The organism is Atribacterota bacterium, from assembly GCA_028703475.1.
In the GTDB taxonomy this organism is placed as follows: Bacteria; Atribacterota; Phoenicimicrobiia; order Phoenicimicrobiales; family Stramentimicrobiaceae; genus JAQVMU01.
Window position 1 is genome coordinate 1 of sequence record JAQVMU010000002.1, and the last position, 16,182, is coordinate 16,182.

A 16,182-nucleotide genomic window follows, 5' to 3' on the forward strand; every position below is an offset into this window, starting at 1 on the left:
ATAACTTAGGTGATATGATTGAACGTGGAATAAAACTGCATGGTCATGCAGGTCCTTATCTAAATCTGGGTATAAAAATGGGTCTTTTAGCCCTCAAGAATTTAAAAGCAAAAGGATATTTTGATTTATCTGTTGAAGCTGAACTGGAATACCGCAGACCAATGTCCTGTTTTGTTGATGGACTACAGATATCAACCGGCTGTACTATGGGAAAGGGAAATATCAAAGTAAAGAATCAAACCGGTAATATTAATGCTTTATTTAAAACAGAAGACAAAAACCTTCGCATATTCCTAAAACCAGAAATAGTTAAATCTCTGGATTTTGAAAAAGAAAGCTGTGAGGATTTAAGTCAAAAAGTGTTAGATATTCCCAATGCTGAATTATTTGACTATTTTAGAGAAAAATCCGATTAAGTTAAAAGTGGCCTTTTTCTTCAATAATTTTCTTTAAATTTTCATTAACAGTTCCGTCCGGTAAAACATAATCCGGAGAAACATATCCTTTTTCTTCAAATCGCTGCTTCCGTATACAATTTTTGCCACCATTTAAACAATAATTTTCAATCCATTTCTTATCCAGCAATCCTTTATCATAAGCTCGTTTCATCCCTGAAGTCTGGTCATACCAAATACATACATTCACCATAGTAAAACTCCTTAATATCTCTTTATGACATGAAATAATGAAAATATTTATGCAGCTAACAATATATACTTATATTGAATTGTAAAACAATTAGTACGATACCTAAACCATTTTGGCAGGGTCAACAATTTTGTCAAATTCTTCTTCAGTCAATAAATTTAATTTTAAAGCAGCTTCTTTTAAACTTATCTCTTCCTGGTATGCTTTCAGAGCTATCTTTGCAGCATTATCATAGCCAACTATAGGATTTAAAGCGGTTACCAGCATAAGGTTATTATTTAAAAAATAATTTATTCTTTCTTTATTTGGGCTGAGGCCTTTTAAGCAATTTTCGCTGAATGAAATGATAGAATCAGCTAAGAGCCTGACTGATTGTAAAAAATTGTATACAGTAACCGGTAAAAATACGTTTAGCTCAAAATTTCCTTGACTGGCTGCAATACCAATAGAAACATCATTTCCCATAATCTGTACTGCAACCATTGTCACAGCCTCACATTGTGTTGGATTAACCTTTCCCGGCATTATAGAACTTCCCGGTTCATTAGCCGGAATATTCAATTCTCCTATCCCACAGCGAGGACCACTGGAAAGCCACCGGATATCATTTGCTATTTTCATCATATCTGCGGCTAATCCTTTAACTGCTCCATGTGTGAAGACTAAATCATCCAAACTGGTTAATGAATAGAATTTATTAGATGCAGTTTTAAAATTTCTGGATGTCAGGACTGCAATCTTTTCAGCTACTCTTTCGGCAAATTCAGGAGGGGCATTTAATCCTGTCCCTACCGCCGTACCCCCTAAAGCGATATCTAATAATTTAAGGCAACCTTCCTTAATCATTTCTTCACTGCGTTCAATCATCCGGTACCATCCACTTATCTCCTGTCCCAAGGTCAATGGAACGGCATCCTGAAGATGAGTTCTGCCTGCTTTTACAATATCTTTATTATCCTCAATTTTTTTAATTAAAACTTCTTTTATTAACGACAGGGCAGGAAATAACCTGCCTTCGAGTTCATTAACAGCAGCAATATGCATTGCAGTCGGGAAAGTGTCATTGGAGCTCTGCCCCTTATTAACATGATCATTGGGATGAATTGTTTTCTTGCCTAAAATCTGGTTTGCCCTATTCGCGATTACTTCATTTATATTCATGTTAGTATGTGTGCCACTACCTGTTTGCCATACGACAAGTGGAAAATGACTATCCATCTTTCCATTCAATATCTCTTCACACACTATAACAATCATATCAGCAGCTTTCTTCTCTATCCAACCAAGTTCATAATTAGTTAAGGCAGCGGCCTTTTTTAAAATTGCAAAGGCCTTTATAATTTCGATTGGCATTTTATCTTTACCTATCTTAAAATTCTCCAGACTACGCTGGGTTTGAGCTCCCCACAATCTATCTCCAGGTATTTGTACTTCTCCCATACTATCCTTTTCAACTTTTATCCTCATTATTGGAATCCTCCTATTTAATAATTCACAATAAATTAACTGTCAAATTGATAAAAAAATGAATTATAAAAAACTAAATTCGAAACATTTTTGTCCATATTTCAACCTCAACTATAATTTTCTAATTTCCTTTTAAAATTATATTTTTAATCCAATACTTTTTCTAAAAATTAAATCACTTATTTTTATTATAGTACAATTGAATAAAAAATATGGACGATCTATACAATTTTAAATATTTATCTACCCAAAAACTCCCGGTTTTAATTTGATTAAACTAAATAGCGAAGCAATAAAAGTATTTTTGCAGGATACACTTCTATTTGATACAATATTTACTGTGAGGTGGTTTGCTATATTCTAATAGTGTTATCTTTATTGAAAATTGTCTATTATTGTGTCAATAAAATTACAATAGACTTATTATTTATTCAGTAACTTACATTTGAAGTATCAAAATTCTAAAATCTTTGAGATGGGGGGTGATTATCAAAATATTTGATCAATTATCCTTTTCTTTATTGTATAACTATCCAACTTAAAAAATAATTTATTATTAAAAAACTATAGGAGGTTTTATTCGATGAAAAAAATATTGTGGTCTTTGCTAATAGTTTTATTTTTGGTTTTCTGTGTAACTGCTAACAGTCTTGCCCAAAAAGAAGTCCTACACTTATATACAGCTTTTGATACCGAGGAAGCAAAATTATACATTGAAGCATTTGAAGAAGAAACCGGTATTGATGTCCAATGGGTTAGAATGTCTTCTGGAGAGGTATTAGCCAGAATAGAAGCAGAAGCCAGTAATCCTCAGGCAAGTGTCTGGCACGCCGGTTCTAATACATCTCATATTAATGCTGCTTCCAAAGGATTATTGGAACCCTACAAACCCAATACAGATTTTGAATTACCTGATTTATTCCATGCTGATGATTGGGCTTGGTTAGGATTCTATAGTGGTGCCATAGGATTTGTCACCAATACCGAATTTTTAGAAGAAAACAATATGGAACCCCCGACTTCCTGGGCAAACTTACTTCATCCTAAATTAAAACAGAATGTAGCTATGGCTTACCCTTATACTTCGGGAACTGCCTATACAACCTATGCAACTCTTGTTCAAATGTTAGGCTTAGAAAAAGCACTGGATTGGTGGGAAGATTTTGACCAGCATAGCATTTTCCAATACACCAAATCAGGAACCGCCTGCATAGGTATGGTAGGACTTGGCGAAGTTGCTGTTGGAATATCCTTCTCCCATGATATCCTGGCTAAGGGTGTAAAAGCAGGTTATCCTGTAGTCATGACCTTCCCGGAAGAAGGGACTGGATATGAGATTGGAGGATTATCCTTAATTAAAGGAGCTCCTGAGGCGGAATTAGGAAAGAAATTTATAGATTGGTGTTATACGGTCGATGCTCAAAACCTATTCCAGGAATACAACAGACTTCCAGTTAATCCGGAGGCTACAGTCGCAGAAGGCTCTGTTACCTTAGAAGATGTAAAGTTAATCGATTATGACCATATTCTTGCAGGAGAGAGTAAAGATGATTGGGTCGAGGCCTGGAGAGATCGTATAGGCAAATAAAGAAATGAATTAAAATAATTTTAATCCCTGCTGCTATTAATCTAATTCAAAAATTTAGAAACAGTAGCAGGGATTTTATAAATCAAGGCAATTAATGATGAATAGCTATAGAAACAGGCAGTTTCATGAAATAGCAGGACAATTAAGGCTTATCTGGAAAGAGCCAATACTTTTTGTTTTTATCATACTTATTTTTTATTTTTTATTTACTTTTGTTGCATATCCCTTATTCCAGGTTATTAAATATAGTATTTTTATTGACGGACAATGGGATTTTTCCAACTACCTGGCAATCTTTTCTAAAAGATATTATTTTCAGCCATTTATAAATAGTATAATTCTGGGTATTTGTACCGCAACTATCGGAACAATTGCCGGTTTTATTTTTGCTTATGCCTTGACCAGAACCCCTTTGCCATTTAAATCATTTTTTCGTTTAACCGCCACTTTTCCCATTATCTCGCCACCATTTGTAGTTGCACTGGCAGCAATTCTTCTTTTTGGAAGAGCAGGTGCATTAACGCCCTGGTTAAAAAATATAATTGGCAATTATTCTGTCTATGGATTGGGTGGTTTGATTTTAGTAGAGACAATTGCCTATAGTCCTACCGCTTTCATGGTTTTATATGGAATCCTGGAGGCAATAGACCCCTCATTGGAAGAAGCTTCTATGGATCTGGGGGCTGCAAGAATTAAAATATTTTCTTCTGTCACTTTGCCTCTTGCTACTCCGGGAATCGCCAGTGCCTGGCTTTTAGTATTCATTCAATCTATGGCAGATTTTGGTAATCCCATGGTTATTTCGGGTAATTATAGAGTGCTTTCGGTTCAAGCTTTTTTACAGATTACCGGAATGTATGATCTTCCCCGTGGCTCTACTTTAGCTATACTTTTACTTGTGCCAACCTTGATCGCTTTTTTTGTTCAAAAATACTGGGTTTCCCGTAAATCCTATGTGACTGTAACCGGAAAACCTACCGGTGCTACTATAAAAAACCTGGAATGGTATATCAAACTGCCGGTATATGGAGCCTGCTTACTTTATGCCGGAATTGTAATTTTATTCTATGGTACTATTGTATATGGCTCATTCCAAACCTTATGGGGTGTTAATCCTACGCTGACTCTACAAAATTATGTAGAAATGTTTGAGGTTGGAAAAGATTATCTGATTGACTCTATTACTTTATCTACTATTGCCACCCCTATTACCGGAATAGTTGGAATTTTTATATCTTTCTTGATTATAAGAAAAAAATTTATTGGGCGAGGACTCATGGAATTTATTTCCATGTTAACCTTTGCAGTGCCCGGAACAGTTGTTGGTATTGGATATATACTGGCATTCAATCAGGAATCAGTTGTGATGCCTGTTGTTTTAACCGGCACAGCATGGATAATTATTTTACTTCTCGTTTTCCGTAATATGCCAGTCGGTATACGTTCAGGAATTGCTGCGCTGCAACAGATTGACCCGGCAATTGAAGAAGCATCAACTGACTTAGGAGCTGATAGTAATACCACTTTCCGAAAAATTACTCTGCCGATGATTGCTCCGGCATTCTTTTCGGGTTTAGCCTACAGTTTTGTTAAAGCAATGACAGCAATCAGTGCAATTATTTTTGTAGTATCAGGTCAATGGAATCTTATCACAGTTGCAATTCTCGGTTTTGTTGATAACACTCAATACGCACATGCTGCCGCCATGAGTATGTTATTAATTGTAATTGTCCTGATAGCGCTTGGACTGATACAATTTATTGTAGGTAAAATAGGGAAAGGTGTTAGAACAACTGAAATTTTGGGTTAATTCTATTGTTTAATTAAGCAGAAAGGTTCTAAAATGAAAAATAACTATTTGGAATTGAAAGATTTGATTAAAATATTTGGAAGTGGAAGAGATAGTGTAACAGCAGTTAATAATGTAAGCTTAAAAGTTAATGAAGGTGAACTTGTAACCCTTCTGGGGCCTTCAGGGTGTGGTAAAACTACTATATTACGGATGATTTCCGGCTTTGAATTGCCCACCTCCGGTAAAATATTTATTGATCAGGAAGATGTGACAACAACTCCTCCTAATAAGCGACCAACGGCTATGGTATTTCAAAATTATGCACTTTTCCCTCATATGACAGTTGCCCAAAACATTATTTATGGACCTAAAATTCATGGCGAAAATTCTCAATCAGCCAAGAAAAAGGCTGATGATATAATGAAATTGGTTGGCCTGGAAAAATTTGGAAATCGTTCACCATCCCAACTCTCCGGAGGACAGCAGCAAAGAGTCAGCCTGGCTCGTTCTTTGATTATGGAGCCAAAAGTTTTATTGCTTGATGAACCTCTTTCAAATCTGGATGCAAAACTCAGGGTATCAATGCGTCTTGAAATAAGAAAATTACAACAACGGGTCGGAATTACCTCCATATATGTAACCCATGATCAGGAAGAAGCTATGTCTCTTTCCGATCGAGTTGTAATCTTGAAAGATGGGGTAATACAGCAAATTGGAACCCCCTTAGAAGTTTATGCCAGACCGGATAATTGTTTTGTGGCTGATTTTATCGGGAAAGCAAATTTTCTAAATACAGTTGTTGAGGATGTCACTCCAGACGGTGATGTTACTATTAATCTATTAGAGCAAAAACTAATTATCCCAAAAGCAAAAAAATCCTTTAAAAAAAATGATAAAGCATTTCTGGTCCTACGCCCTGAATCTATAATCCTTGAAAAGAAAAAACCTGATACTATAACCGGCATCATTCGGGAAATTGTCTTTTTAGGTAATCAGATGACCTATATTATCGAAATTGCAAAACAACTGGTTACTGTTGAAATGTCAAATCCACAGGAATGTGAATCATTTGAAAATGGTGAAGAAGTATCTATTAAATTACCGGTTAGAAGTCTTCATTTATTACCATGGGAGGAAGAAAAATGAAACCGGTTATCTGCATTGAAATGATTTATCCGGGGATAAAGCCAGAAGAAAAAATCGAGAAAATTAAGCAAGCCGGTTTTTCCTGGATTGAATTCTGGGATTGGACAGACAAAAACATTGATCTTCTTTATTCCTCATGCCATCAATTTAATGTAAAAGTGGCTAATTTCAGTGCCCAGAGACACGGGTGCTTAATTGCCAGCAACACTCATCATGAAATATTTTTTGATTTGAAACATGCAATAAAAACAGCAAAAATACTGAATTGCCCTTATCTGATGTTATTAACAGATGAATTGGGAGAAGAAGGAATAGTAAAATACAACTATGCTGAGATAAGTGCAAAAGAGAAATATGATAATATTATTTCCGGCCTGGAAAAGGCAATCAGCCTAACTCCCGGTTCTATAACTCTGGTATTAGAAATTCTTAATACAAAAATTGACCATCCTGGTTATTGTCTGGATAATATGGATACTGCGGTAAAAATAATCAGGGAGATTAACTATCCTCAGCTTAAAATTTTAGCCGATTTATATCATCTTGGAGTCATGGGTCATGATATCAAACAAATTATTAAACAATACCTCCCGGAAATAGGTTATATTCATATTGCCGATATTCCGGGAAGACACGAACCCGGAACAGGTCAAATAGACTGGAAAGAAATTCTGGAATTACTGAAAGCAGAAAGATACAATGGTTTTGTTGGGTTTGAATATTCCCCTGCTCATGATTCTGATGAATCACTACTCCAAATAAAAAATCTCTGGGAATCAGTTTTTACTGAATAATCTTGATTAAATTTTTTATATTTAATATTTTTCCTGAATCAGTGTTTCCACCTCATCAATAGATCGACGAAAAGGCCCTTCTGCTTCCATCTTCAAACTTGTTACTGCTGCTGCCCAGATAGTGGATTCCTGTGGGGAAGAATTAATTCTTTTTGCCATATAGGAAGCTATACAGGTATCACCCCTACCACTCCGTCCGATTAGTTCTCTGGGATAAAATAGAGCCTGGTGAAACTTTTCCTCAGCAAACACCAGCACACCTTCTTTGTGTGTAATGATTACTTCTTTTGGCCCCAAATCCCTAATTAAAGTAGCTGCTTTTTTAATATCTTTCTCTCCTGTTAAAATTTCAGCTTCCACTGCATCAGTCTTTAATACATCAATACAGGATAAAATTTCTTCCTTCTCCGGCCATGTTTTTGCTATTAATTTACCATTATCATTTACACGGAGAAAACTTTGAATATCAGCAGCCAAAATAGAGTCTTTCTGTGCAAGCATCTTAACCACTGTCAGTGGAATTTCTTCACGCATGGAAGCTCCAACAACAATAACTTCAGCATTTATTACATTAACCTCCCTCAAAGTAAAGGGTCCTGCCCAGCTACTTACATATATAACTCTCTCATCCGGGTTATCTGAAGGATATACTAATTTTAAACAGGTAGATTCTGGAATCCAGGTTACATATGTTTTAACTCCCAACTCTTCTAAATCCCTTGCCACTTCTGAATCTTCTGATGACATCATTGTTACTGCCTGTACTTTAAGATTCATTCTGGCGGCAACATTTGCGCCATAATTGAAAGCACCTCCATTAACAACCCTGGTCCCACTGACAGATACAATAGTATCTTTTGTATAATGGCCTATAAAGGCTATTTGGTATGAGTTTTTCAACTAACTAACCTCCTGAATTGTTATGAAAAAAATTATAAATAAGAATTACATTATACTAATTCTTATTAGGTATTTAAAAATTCAATTGCCTTTTCAATTCTATTTTTTAGGTCCTCTTTATTTAATGCCTGTAAATCCCTATTAAATGGTTCAAATGAAACTATACCATCATAACCATTCTTAATAAAATACTCAATTAGTTGTTTGCTTTTTAATTTATCATTTAAAAAATCAATATTGCGGTGTTCATCGTTATATTCTTCTGTACATATTTCTGCAGTTACAGCAGATATATGTATTATTCCGGTTATTTGAATATCATACTCCCTAATTATTGTCTTAAAACTGTCAGGACCGATGGCATGATGGAAAGTGTCAAATACAACTTTATATCCTTCATATCCCACCTCTCTAATTGCTTTCATGGCTGTAATAACAGAAGATAAAGAACTGGATTTAAATCCTAGCGGTTCGATATATCCCTTAATATTATATTTCTTAAGGATAGGGGCCAATTCTATTAACATATCAACAGTATCCCTGAATTGCTCTTTTGGACTACGAAAATCATTAATGGAATTAATCGGACAAAAAACAATTGCCGGGCAGTTTATTTCTTTTGCTAAATTTGACAGGTAGATTAATTCCTTTTTTATTTTTTCCAAATCAATAGGATTGTTAAACCTTTGTAATGCATTAATGGTGCATATTTTTATACTATATCGATCAGCAAGTATCTTTGTTTCTTTTGCAGTAAGAGTATCGGTTATGCTTTTACCTGGTAAATCATTTCTTAGTTCAAGACAATTTAACCCTAACTCATTTGCAAGTTGAAAATAATCTATAATATGAAGAGACGGGCATAAAATTCTATTTATCCCAAAATTAGAACGATTAATCATAATTTCTTCTTTCTTATTTAAAAATCCTTTTTATGACGAAATTAACCTTTTGTTTTCCTATCATAAATAAAATATATATATAATTCTGTATAACTAAATTGTTAACACTACTCGAAAATAGTACAACTAAATTATAATCCTATGGTCAAAAGATCTAAATACTTGTAGTTGATACACTACTCCTTAATTCTGTAAATTACATATTATAGAAAAGTTTGAGAGGTAAAATATTATATGTTCGAAATAGTAGTTATAAACACTATTAATTTACCCGGAACTGTTATCTATACATTCCTGATTATTGCATAAGCTAAACTCTATCTGAAGATGAGGGTGGTGAATATGAAATTCGTGTTCCAATATTTCTTCAACCTGTTTCCTTATATTATCCGCTTCACTTAGCCTCAGGTCTTTATTTAAGGTAATGTGGCCTTCAAAAAGAATTCGATTTTCATCAATTTGCCAGACATGAACATGATGGAGATTGTGTATTTGAGGAATAATTTCTATCTTCTTTTTTATTTCATCTATATTAATTTTTGCAGGAACTCTCTCCATGAGTATTAGCACACTTTGTTTTAAAATGCTATATCCTTGAAACAAAATAAAGGTAGCAATTACAACTGATAAAAGAGAATCAATAAGGTAAAAGTCATAGAAATAGATAATTATTCCACCGATAATTACTGCTACCGAGGAAAGTGTATCCCCCATTAGGTGTAAATACGCAGAACGGATATTCAAGCTATTATGTGTCTCTGAATGGAGCAAATATACACTCACCAAATCAGCAATAAATCCAAAAGTCCCAATCCCTATCATTAAGTGAGTGGTAATTTCCATAGGATTTATAAAGCGTAAATAGGCCTCTCTAAAAAGAAAAAAAGAAATTATAACAATTACAGATGAATTTAACAGGGCAGCTAATATTTCTGCCCGCTTATAACCAAAAGTCATTTTTAAATCAGGAGAACGCTGGCCTATCTTTCTAGCAATATAGCTTATCAAGATTGCCATTCCATCACTAAAGTTATGCAATGCATCTGCCAGCAGTGAAAGACTGCCTGATAAAAGTCCACCAATAATCTCCAATAGACTTATAGCAAAATTAAGTATTATAGTGATAATGATTCTTTTATTGCTTTTATTGTTTTGGTGAATATGGTTATGCATTTTTCTTTCTTTTTTTTCTTACTATAACAAGATAAAATTTTTATATATTTTTACTACAATATAATTCCATATCAGGCAAGGGAAGAAACAATGAGCCAACCGTATTACTAATTAGGAAAAAGTGTTATCAATAAAATATTTTTAACTATTTTAAATATAGAAAGTTGTCTACTTAAATTATCTGCTACATAAAATTGACAAACCAATGGCATTTAATTTAGCTTCACTTCTATCTGATCTGGAAGAAATCATTACTGGTACTTGGGCACCAATTACCAGGTTTCCTTCCGGAAAATTGGTATAATACATAATACTTTTGCCAAGAATATTTCCACAGGCAATATTAGGAACAATTAGGATATCAGCCTGTCCGGCGACAGGTGATTCAATACCTTTTTTCTTTACAGCAAATTCTGAAATAGCAACATCAAGTGCTAAAGGTCCATCAATAATACATCCTGGTATCTGCCCTCTTTGATTCATCTTACACAAAATACTTGCCTGTACGGTATCTTCCATATCAGGGTTTACCACTTCTACCGCTGCCAACAAGGCTACTTTTGGATTCATAATTCCTAATTTATTGGCTACTGTTACTGCATTTCTAATTACTGAAATCATTGTCTTTAAATCCGGTTTAATATTCACTCCTCCATCACTTAACAGTACCATACGGGATTTTCCTTCTCTCTGTTCTTCAAAAACAAAAACATTACTGATATGATTTTCAGTTCTTAATCCGGTTTCCTTGTTAAGCACTGCTTTTAGAAGATTGGCAGTTTTTATTTTTCCTTTTAAGAGAATACCACCTTTCTTGACTTCTTCCACAGCCACAGGGGCTTTTTCTTCTTCATTTTTAATTGAAACTATGTCCCTGATAAAAGAATGCTCTTTATAACCAAGTTCGTTTAAAGAGCTTTCAATTTCTTCTTCTTTTCCCACAAGAACAGCCTCACCAATGCCCATCTCATAACTTGCCTTTACGGCCTTCAGTGCTTCTATATCTTCACCTCCGGCAATAATAACCCTTTGTCTTTGTTCTTTGCTTAACTTTTGGAAGAGTTGTTGAAAACTTGTTATCATATTAAATCCTCCTGAGGTTTATAATTATCCATGCTATTTAGCTGCTTAATATTATACATGCTATTTAAAAATCTTTAATACCTTTTTTAATCCTTTCTATTCCTTTTTTAATCATATCAACTGAGGTGGCAAATGAAAAACGCAAATAACCTTCACCGTATTGCCCAAAGGCATTGCCTGGTACAGCAACTACGCCACATTTATCAAGTAAATAAATAGATAAATCATCTGAACTTGTACCAGTTCTGGTGATATTGGGAAAGGCATAAAAGGCTCCTTCTGGTGTTAGACATTCAAATCCATCAATTTCATTAAGTCCCTTTAAGATAACATCTCTGCGTTCTTGATATGCAGCACGCATTCTTTCAATGCTTGTTTTAGTTTCTTGCGGGTTTTGCAAGCCATGCAATACAGCCCGCTGTGTAACAGAATTAGGACAAACAGCAGTATTCTGTTGGATTTTAATCATCTCTTTGATTAAAAATTCTGGACAGGTAAGATAAGCTATGCGCCAACCAGTCATAGCATAGCTTTTTGAAAATCCAAAAATAGAAATAGTACGTTCTTTCATTTCTGGAAATGATGCTATGCTTAGATGTTCTCTACCATCAAATAAGATATCTTCGTACAGCTCATCACTAATAACAAATAAATCATTTTCTTTTGCTATAAATGCTATTTCTTCTAAAACTTCTTTCTTTATTATCATTCCGGTGGGATTACTGGGAGAATTTAATAAAATTGCCTTTGTCTTTGTTGTTATCAATTTTCTTAATTCATCAGGATCAATTTGAAAGTTGTTTTTCTCTCTAATTGGTAGAAAAACAGGGTTCCCACCAGCTAAAATTACCTGTGAACCATAGATAAGAAAACCAGGATCTGGAACAATCAATTCATCCCCGGGATTCATTAAAGTATAAAAAGCTGTAAATAGAGCTTGGGTTCCTCCGGAGGTTACCAGTACTTCCTCAGGTTTGCTAGTTATATGATTAAAATTAACTAATTTTTTTGCTAAGGCTTCTCTTAAATCGGCAAATCCGGCATTAGGGGTATAATGAGTATACCCTTCTTCAATTGCTCTTTTAGCTGCATCCCGAACATGATCAGGTGTGATAAAATCAGGTTCTCCAATACCAAAACTGATAATATCCTTTCTATTCTGCGCCAAATCAAACAATTTTCGGATACTCGAGGGTTTTATTCTTTTAAGGTTCTGATTCCATTTCATAATTATCCTCCTCCAAAGTTCATTTATAAAACCATTTTACTCAGAAAATAACTCTTTATATCCCAATTCTAATGCCTTAAGATTAATATCAATCATCCTGACAGGTAAATTCTTTTTAACAGATTCTATAACAATCTTTCTGCTAATAGGGAATCCGGGAATTGCAAGTGCTGCTCCCAGGATCACAATATTTGCAGTAATTAAATGACCAGCTTCTTTTGCTAATTTTTCAGCATCAATTAAATAAAAATTGTTTATCTCTTTTTTCAGCTTATCAAGCATCCGTTTTTTTTCAGGATATGTGGATATACCAAGAGAGACTGTAAAAGGCACTATTGTAGAGCTATTAGCTATAACCTGGGTTTGTTCACCAATTTTATCCAGGGTTCTTAATATTTCTGAAGGTTCAAAAGCCAGGACTAAATTTGCAGCATTCCTTTCAATAAGAGGACTCTCTGCCTGTCCTATTTTCATTTCAGTGACAACTGTTCCCCCACGCTGCGCCATACCATGAACTTCACTCATTACCACATTTAATCCCTGGGACATGGCTGCTTCTCCAATAATGGTAGCAGTTTTTATGGTACCCTGCCCACCAATGCCAATCAAATAAATCTTATAACATTTTTTTGAAATCATTTTTTCACCTCTATTGCTTTCTGGGGACATACCTGTACACATACTCCGCATCCTGTGCATAATAATTCATTAATATGGATGGACCCATCATCTTTTTTATAAATAGCAGGGCAGTTAAATTGTTTTAAACAAATCTGACACCGGGTACACTTTTCCTGATTAATCTGAAAATTCGGTCTCTTTTCTTTGCTTTTTAGCATAATACATGGGGAACGGGAAATTACTACTGATACACCCTTATATTGCAATGCTTCTTTAAAAATCTCAGTCGCCTTTTTAATATTCCCCGGATTTATAACAGCTACATACCCGGCACCAGTTGCTTTGGCCAATTCTTCTATGGAAATTACAGGGGTTTCTTCCCCCCATCCATCCAAAGGAATACTTGGATTTGGTTGGCCTCCTGTCATTGCTGTAATACGATTATCCAAAACAACTACCATGATATTTGCTCTATTGTGAACCGCATTAATAAGAGGCGGTATTCCGGCATGAAAGAAGGTTGAATCTCCAATAAGTGAAATAACTTTCTGTTTGGTTGCTTTGGCCATTCCACTGCCAATGCCAATACTGGATCCCATGCAAATACAATAATCTGCCATATTATAGGGTGGTTGCATTGCAAGTGTATAACATCCTATATCATTGGAATAAATAACATCTTCATCTCTTATTTTTAGACTGTTAACCGCCTTTTTAATAGCGTAAATACTGGAGCGATGCGGACATCCCGGACATAGCACCGGGGGCCGGAATGGCGGTTCGATATCAATATTTTTATCTGTTTGTTCGGGTAAATTAAAATTTACCACCTTTGCTATTGATTCAGCAATAATATCCGGATTATATTCATATATTCTTGGAAATGTATCGTCTAACTTTCCATGTACCTTTATTTTTTTATATTCCTTCCCTATTAATGCCAGTACTTCTTTTTCTATAAAAGGTTCAACTTCCTCAACAATTATTACCCTCTCCAACCCGTCCAGAAATTTTCTTACCAATCCTCTGGGGAAAGGATAGCTTAAGCCCAGCTTAAGAATGTTAACCTGTAAATTATTTTCATTAACAACATCAATCACATAATTATATGGCGCTCCACTGGTAATAACTCCTGTTTTACTGTTACATTCCTTAACAATTTGATTAACCGTTGAGTTATTAGCAACTTCTTCTATCTGCTGAAGTTTTTCAACCAGGGATTTTCGCAGTTTTCTTGCAAATGCCGGTGCTATATTAAATCTGTTTTCTTCTTTCTCAAAAAATCCTTCCTTGTTCTTTTTCTTTATATCACCTAACTTTACTATAGCACGCATATGAGAGACTCTGGTTGTGGTGCGCATTAAGACAGGTATTTGAAATTGTTCAGATATTTCTATTCCATAATGCATAAGGTCTTTTACTTCCTGGGGGTTAGCAGGTTCTAATACCGGAACCCCTGCCATCTGGGCAAAAAGTCTGTTATCCTGCTCATTCTGGGATGAATGCATGGAGGGATCATCAGCCGAAAGTATAATCATGCCACCACGAACACCTGTATAGGCTGTACTCATAAAAGCATCGGCAGCTACATTTAATCCAACATGTTTCATAAAAACAAATGACCTTAAACCCGATGCAGCTGCAGCAGCTGAAACTTCCAATGCCACTTTTTCGTTTACGGAAAACTCAAAATATACTCCTGCTTTTTTGGCTATTTTTGCCAGAACATTACCGATTTCAGAAGAGGGGGTACCTGGATAGGTTGAAGTAAAAGTGATACCTGCTTCCAATGCACCTCTGACTGCAGCTTCATTACCAAGCAAAAATAATTTTTCATCTTTCTTTTTTTCTAAAATATCTTCGATTTTCAATTTATCACTCCCATTCGTTTAAACTTATTCTTATTTCACTACTGTATTCTTATGAATTATAGAATCATTAAATATCAATCTATAAAAACTTTTGGTATTTTAATATTTTCAACAGTATTTTTCAGTGATTTAATCATTTTCCCTAAAATAACCGGGTTCATGCGGGCAGTTGGGAGGCTAAAACTAAGGGATGCAGCTATACTTCCCTCTTCATCAAAAATCGGGGCTGCAATACAGCACACTCCCGGACGGTATTCTTCACTTACAAAACTATAACCCTGTTTACGGATTTTTTGAAATATTTTTACAAGTTGTTCAGTATCTGTTATTGTCTTAGGAGTATAGGTTTTAAAATTCCCCTTATTTAAAAAGCTATTTAAAACCTCTTCATTCTGGTAAGCTAATAATATCCTGCCCAGAGCAGTACAATGAACAGGCTGGTATGTACCAACCTTAAAATCAAGTTTCAAGGCATGAGGGGATTCAATATTATGCAGATATACTACTTTGTCCTGTTCTAAAACTGCCAGGTTGACCATTTCTTTGTATTCTTTTGCCAGTTGTTTCATATGTGGGATAATTTCTGTTATATGCAGTTTTTCATTCAATACTATTCCTATTTTAGAAAATTTATAGGTAAGATAATATTTTCGATTGATGCGATTGTGCCCGACATAACCAAGAGATCTTAATGTTCCCAATAACCTGTAAACCGTACCCTTTGGCAATTGGGCTTCTCTCACTATTTCTGCAATAGAATATTCCATTTTGCCTTTAGCCAACATTTCAATAATTGAAAAGGCAAAAATGACAGAACGTACCGGATATTTAAAGGAGACAATAATATTCTGTTGTTTCATTATTTAAACCTTTTGTTTCATATAACAAACTATATTATTATAACATAGTTTAAACAATTTTTCCTAGTGTAATAATTTAGGACATTCTGCTATTTTTCAAAAGGTTATA

At 34.7% G+C, this 16,182-nt stretch carries 15 protein-coding genes; 5 read left to right on the forward strand and 10 right to left on the reverse strand.

The window, feature by feature from the left end; translation table 11 throughout:
* Window positions 1-416 (forward strand): formylmethanofuran dehydrogenase subunit E family protein (locus tag PHQ99_00560; GenBank protein MDD4288074.1); only part of this gene is annotated, 416 nt, incomplete at its 5' end.
* A gap of 1 nt (window position 417) precedes the next feature.
* Here PHQ99_00560 and PHQ99_00565 read toward each other — a convergent pair.
* Both PHQ99_00565 and fumC read right to left on the reverse strand, forming a co-directional pair.
* Entirely contained in the window at window positions 418-648 is a 231-nt protein-coding gene (locus PHQ99_00565) for a uracil-DNA glycosylase (protein MDD4288075.1), read from the reverse strand.
* A gap of 102 nt (window positions 649-750) precedes the next feature.
* Window positions 751-2,115: a class II fumarate hydratase gene (gene fumC / locus PHQ99_00570; GenBank protein ID MDD4288076.1), complete on the reverse strand. Its 1,365-nt coding sequence runs from the start codon at window positions 2,113-2,115 to the stop codon at window positions 751-753.
* A gap of 583 nt (window positions 2,116-2,698) precedes the next feature.
* Between fumC and PHQ99_00575 the strand changes: the two genes are divergently transcribed.
* The 4 genes from PHQ99_00575 to PHQ99_00590 all read left to right on the forward strand — a co-directional run bounded on the left by PHQ99_00575 (window position 2,699) and on the right by PHQ99_00590 (window position 7,435).
* Window positions 2,699-3,703 (forward strand): ABC transporter substrate-binding protein, encoded by a 1,005-nt coding sequence (locus PHQ99_00575; protein ID MDD4288077.1) that lies wholly within the window; start codon window positions 2,699-2,701, stop codon window positions 3,701-3,703.
* A 94-nt stretch (window positions 3,704-3,797) separates the two neighbouring features.
* Window positions 3,798-5,513 carry an iron ABC transporter permease gene (locus tag PHQ99_00580; protein MDD4288078.1) on the forward strand — a complete coding sequence of 572 codons (1,716 nt, stop codon included), beginning with the start codon at window positions 3,798-3,800 and terminating at the stop codon, window positions 5,511-5,513.
* A 33-nt stretch (window positions 5,514-5,546) separates the two neighbouring features.
* Window positions 5,547-6,641 (forward strand): ABC transporter ATP-binding protein, encoded by a 1,095-nt coding sequence (locus PHQ99_00585; GenBank protein ID MDD4288079.1) that lies wholly within the window; start codon window positions 5,547-5,549, stop codon window positions 6,639-6,641.
* Window positions 6,638-7,435, forward strand: coding sequence for a TIM barrel protein (locus PHQ99_00590; protein ID MDD4288080.1), 798 nt, complete (start codon window positions 6,638-6,640; stop codon window positions 7,433-7,435). The genes PHQ99_00585 and PHQ99_00590 overlap by 4 nt, the downstream gene beginning before the upstream one ends.
* Before the next feature lie 21 nt (window positions 7,436-7,456).
* On the opposite strand, the gene PHQ99_00595 is transcribed toward PHQ99_00590, so the two are convergent.
* The 8 genes from PHQ99_00595 to PHQ99_00630 all read right to left on the reverse strand — a co-directional run bounded on the left by PHQ99_00595 (window position 7,457) and on the right by PHQ99_00630 (window position 16,073).
* Window positions 7,457-8,335, reverse strand: a complete 879-nt coding sequence (locus tag PHQ99_00595; GenBank protein MDD4288081.1) for a PfkB family carbohydrate kinase — start codon at window positions 8,333-8,335, stop codon at window positions 7,457-7,459.
* 65 nt (window positions 8,336-8,400) lie between these two features.
* The gene (locus PHQ99_00600) at window positions 8,401-9,237 is read right to left on the reverse strand and encodes a TIM barrel protein (GenBank protein ID MDD4288082.1); all 837 of its coding nucleotides are present in this window, start codon (window positions 9,235-9,237) and stop codon (window positions 8,401-8,403) included.
* A 267-nt stretch (window positions 9,238-9,504) separates the two neighbouring features.
* Window positions 9,505-10,410 (reverse strand): cation diffusion facilitator family transporter, encoded by a 906-nt coding sequence (locus PHQ99_00605; GenBank protein MDD4288083.1) that lies wholly within the window; start codon window positions 10,408-10,410, stop codon window positions 9,505-9,507.
* 177 nt (window positions 10,411-10,587) lie between these two features.
* Window positions 10,588-11,493, reverse strand: coding sequence for a phosphate acyltransferase (locus tag PHQ99_00610; GenBank protein ID MDD4288084.1), 906 nt, complete (start codon window positions 11,491-11,493; stop codon window positions 10,588-10,590).
* 64 nt (window positions 11,494-11,557) lie between these two features.
* Window positions 11,558-12,721, reverse strand: a complete 1,164-nt coding sequence (locus tag PHQ99_00615; GenBank protein MDD4288085.1) for a pyridoxal phosphate-dependent aminotransferase — start codon at window positions 12,719-12,721, stop codon at window positions 11,558-11,560.
* Window positions 12,722-12,757: 36 nt separating this feature from the next.
* The gene (gene iorB, locus PHQ99_00620) at window positions 12,758-13,360 is read right to left on the reverse strand and encodes an indolepyruvate ferredoxin oxidoreductase subunit beta (protein MDD4288086.1); all 603 of its coding nucleotides are present in this window, start codon (window positions 13,358-13,360) and stop codon (window positions 12,758-12,760) included.
* Window positions 13,357-15,213, reverse strand: a complete 1,857-nt coding sequence (iorA, locus tag PHQ99_00625; GenBank protein ID MDD4288087.1) for an indolepyruvate ferredoxin oxidoreductase subunit alpha — start codon at window positions 15,211-15,213, stop codon at window positions 13,357-13,359. Before iorA ends, iorB begins: the two co-directional genes overlap by 4 nt.
* Before the next feature lie 74 nt (window positions 15,214-15,287).
* Window positions 15,288-16,073, reverse strand: a complete 786-nt coding sequence (locus PHQ99_00630) for an IclR family transcriptional regulator (protein MDD4288088.1) — start codon at window positions 16,071-16,073, stop codon at window positions 15,288-15,290.
* Window positions 16,074-16,182 lie beyond the last annotated feature (109 nt).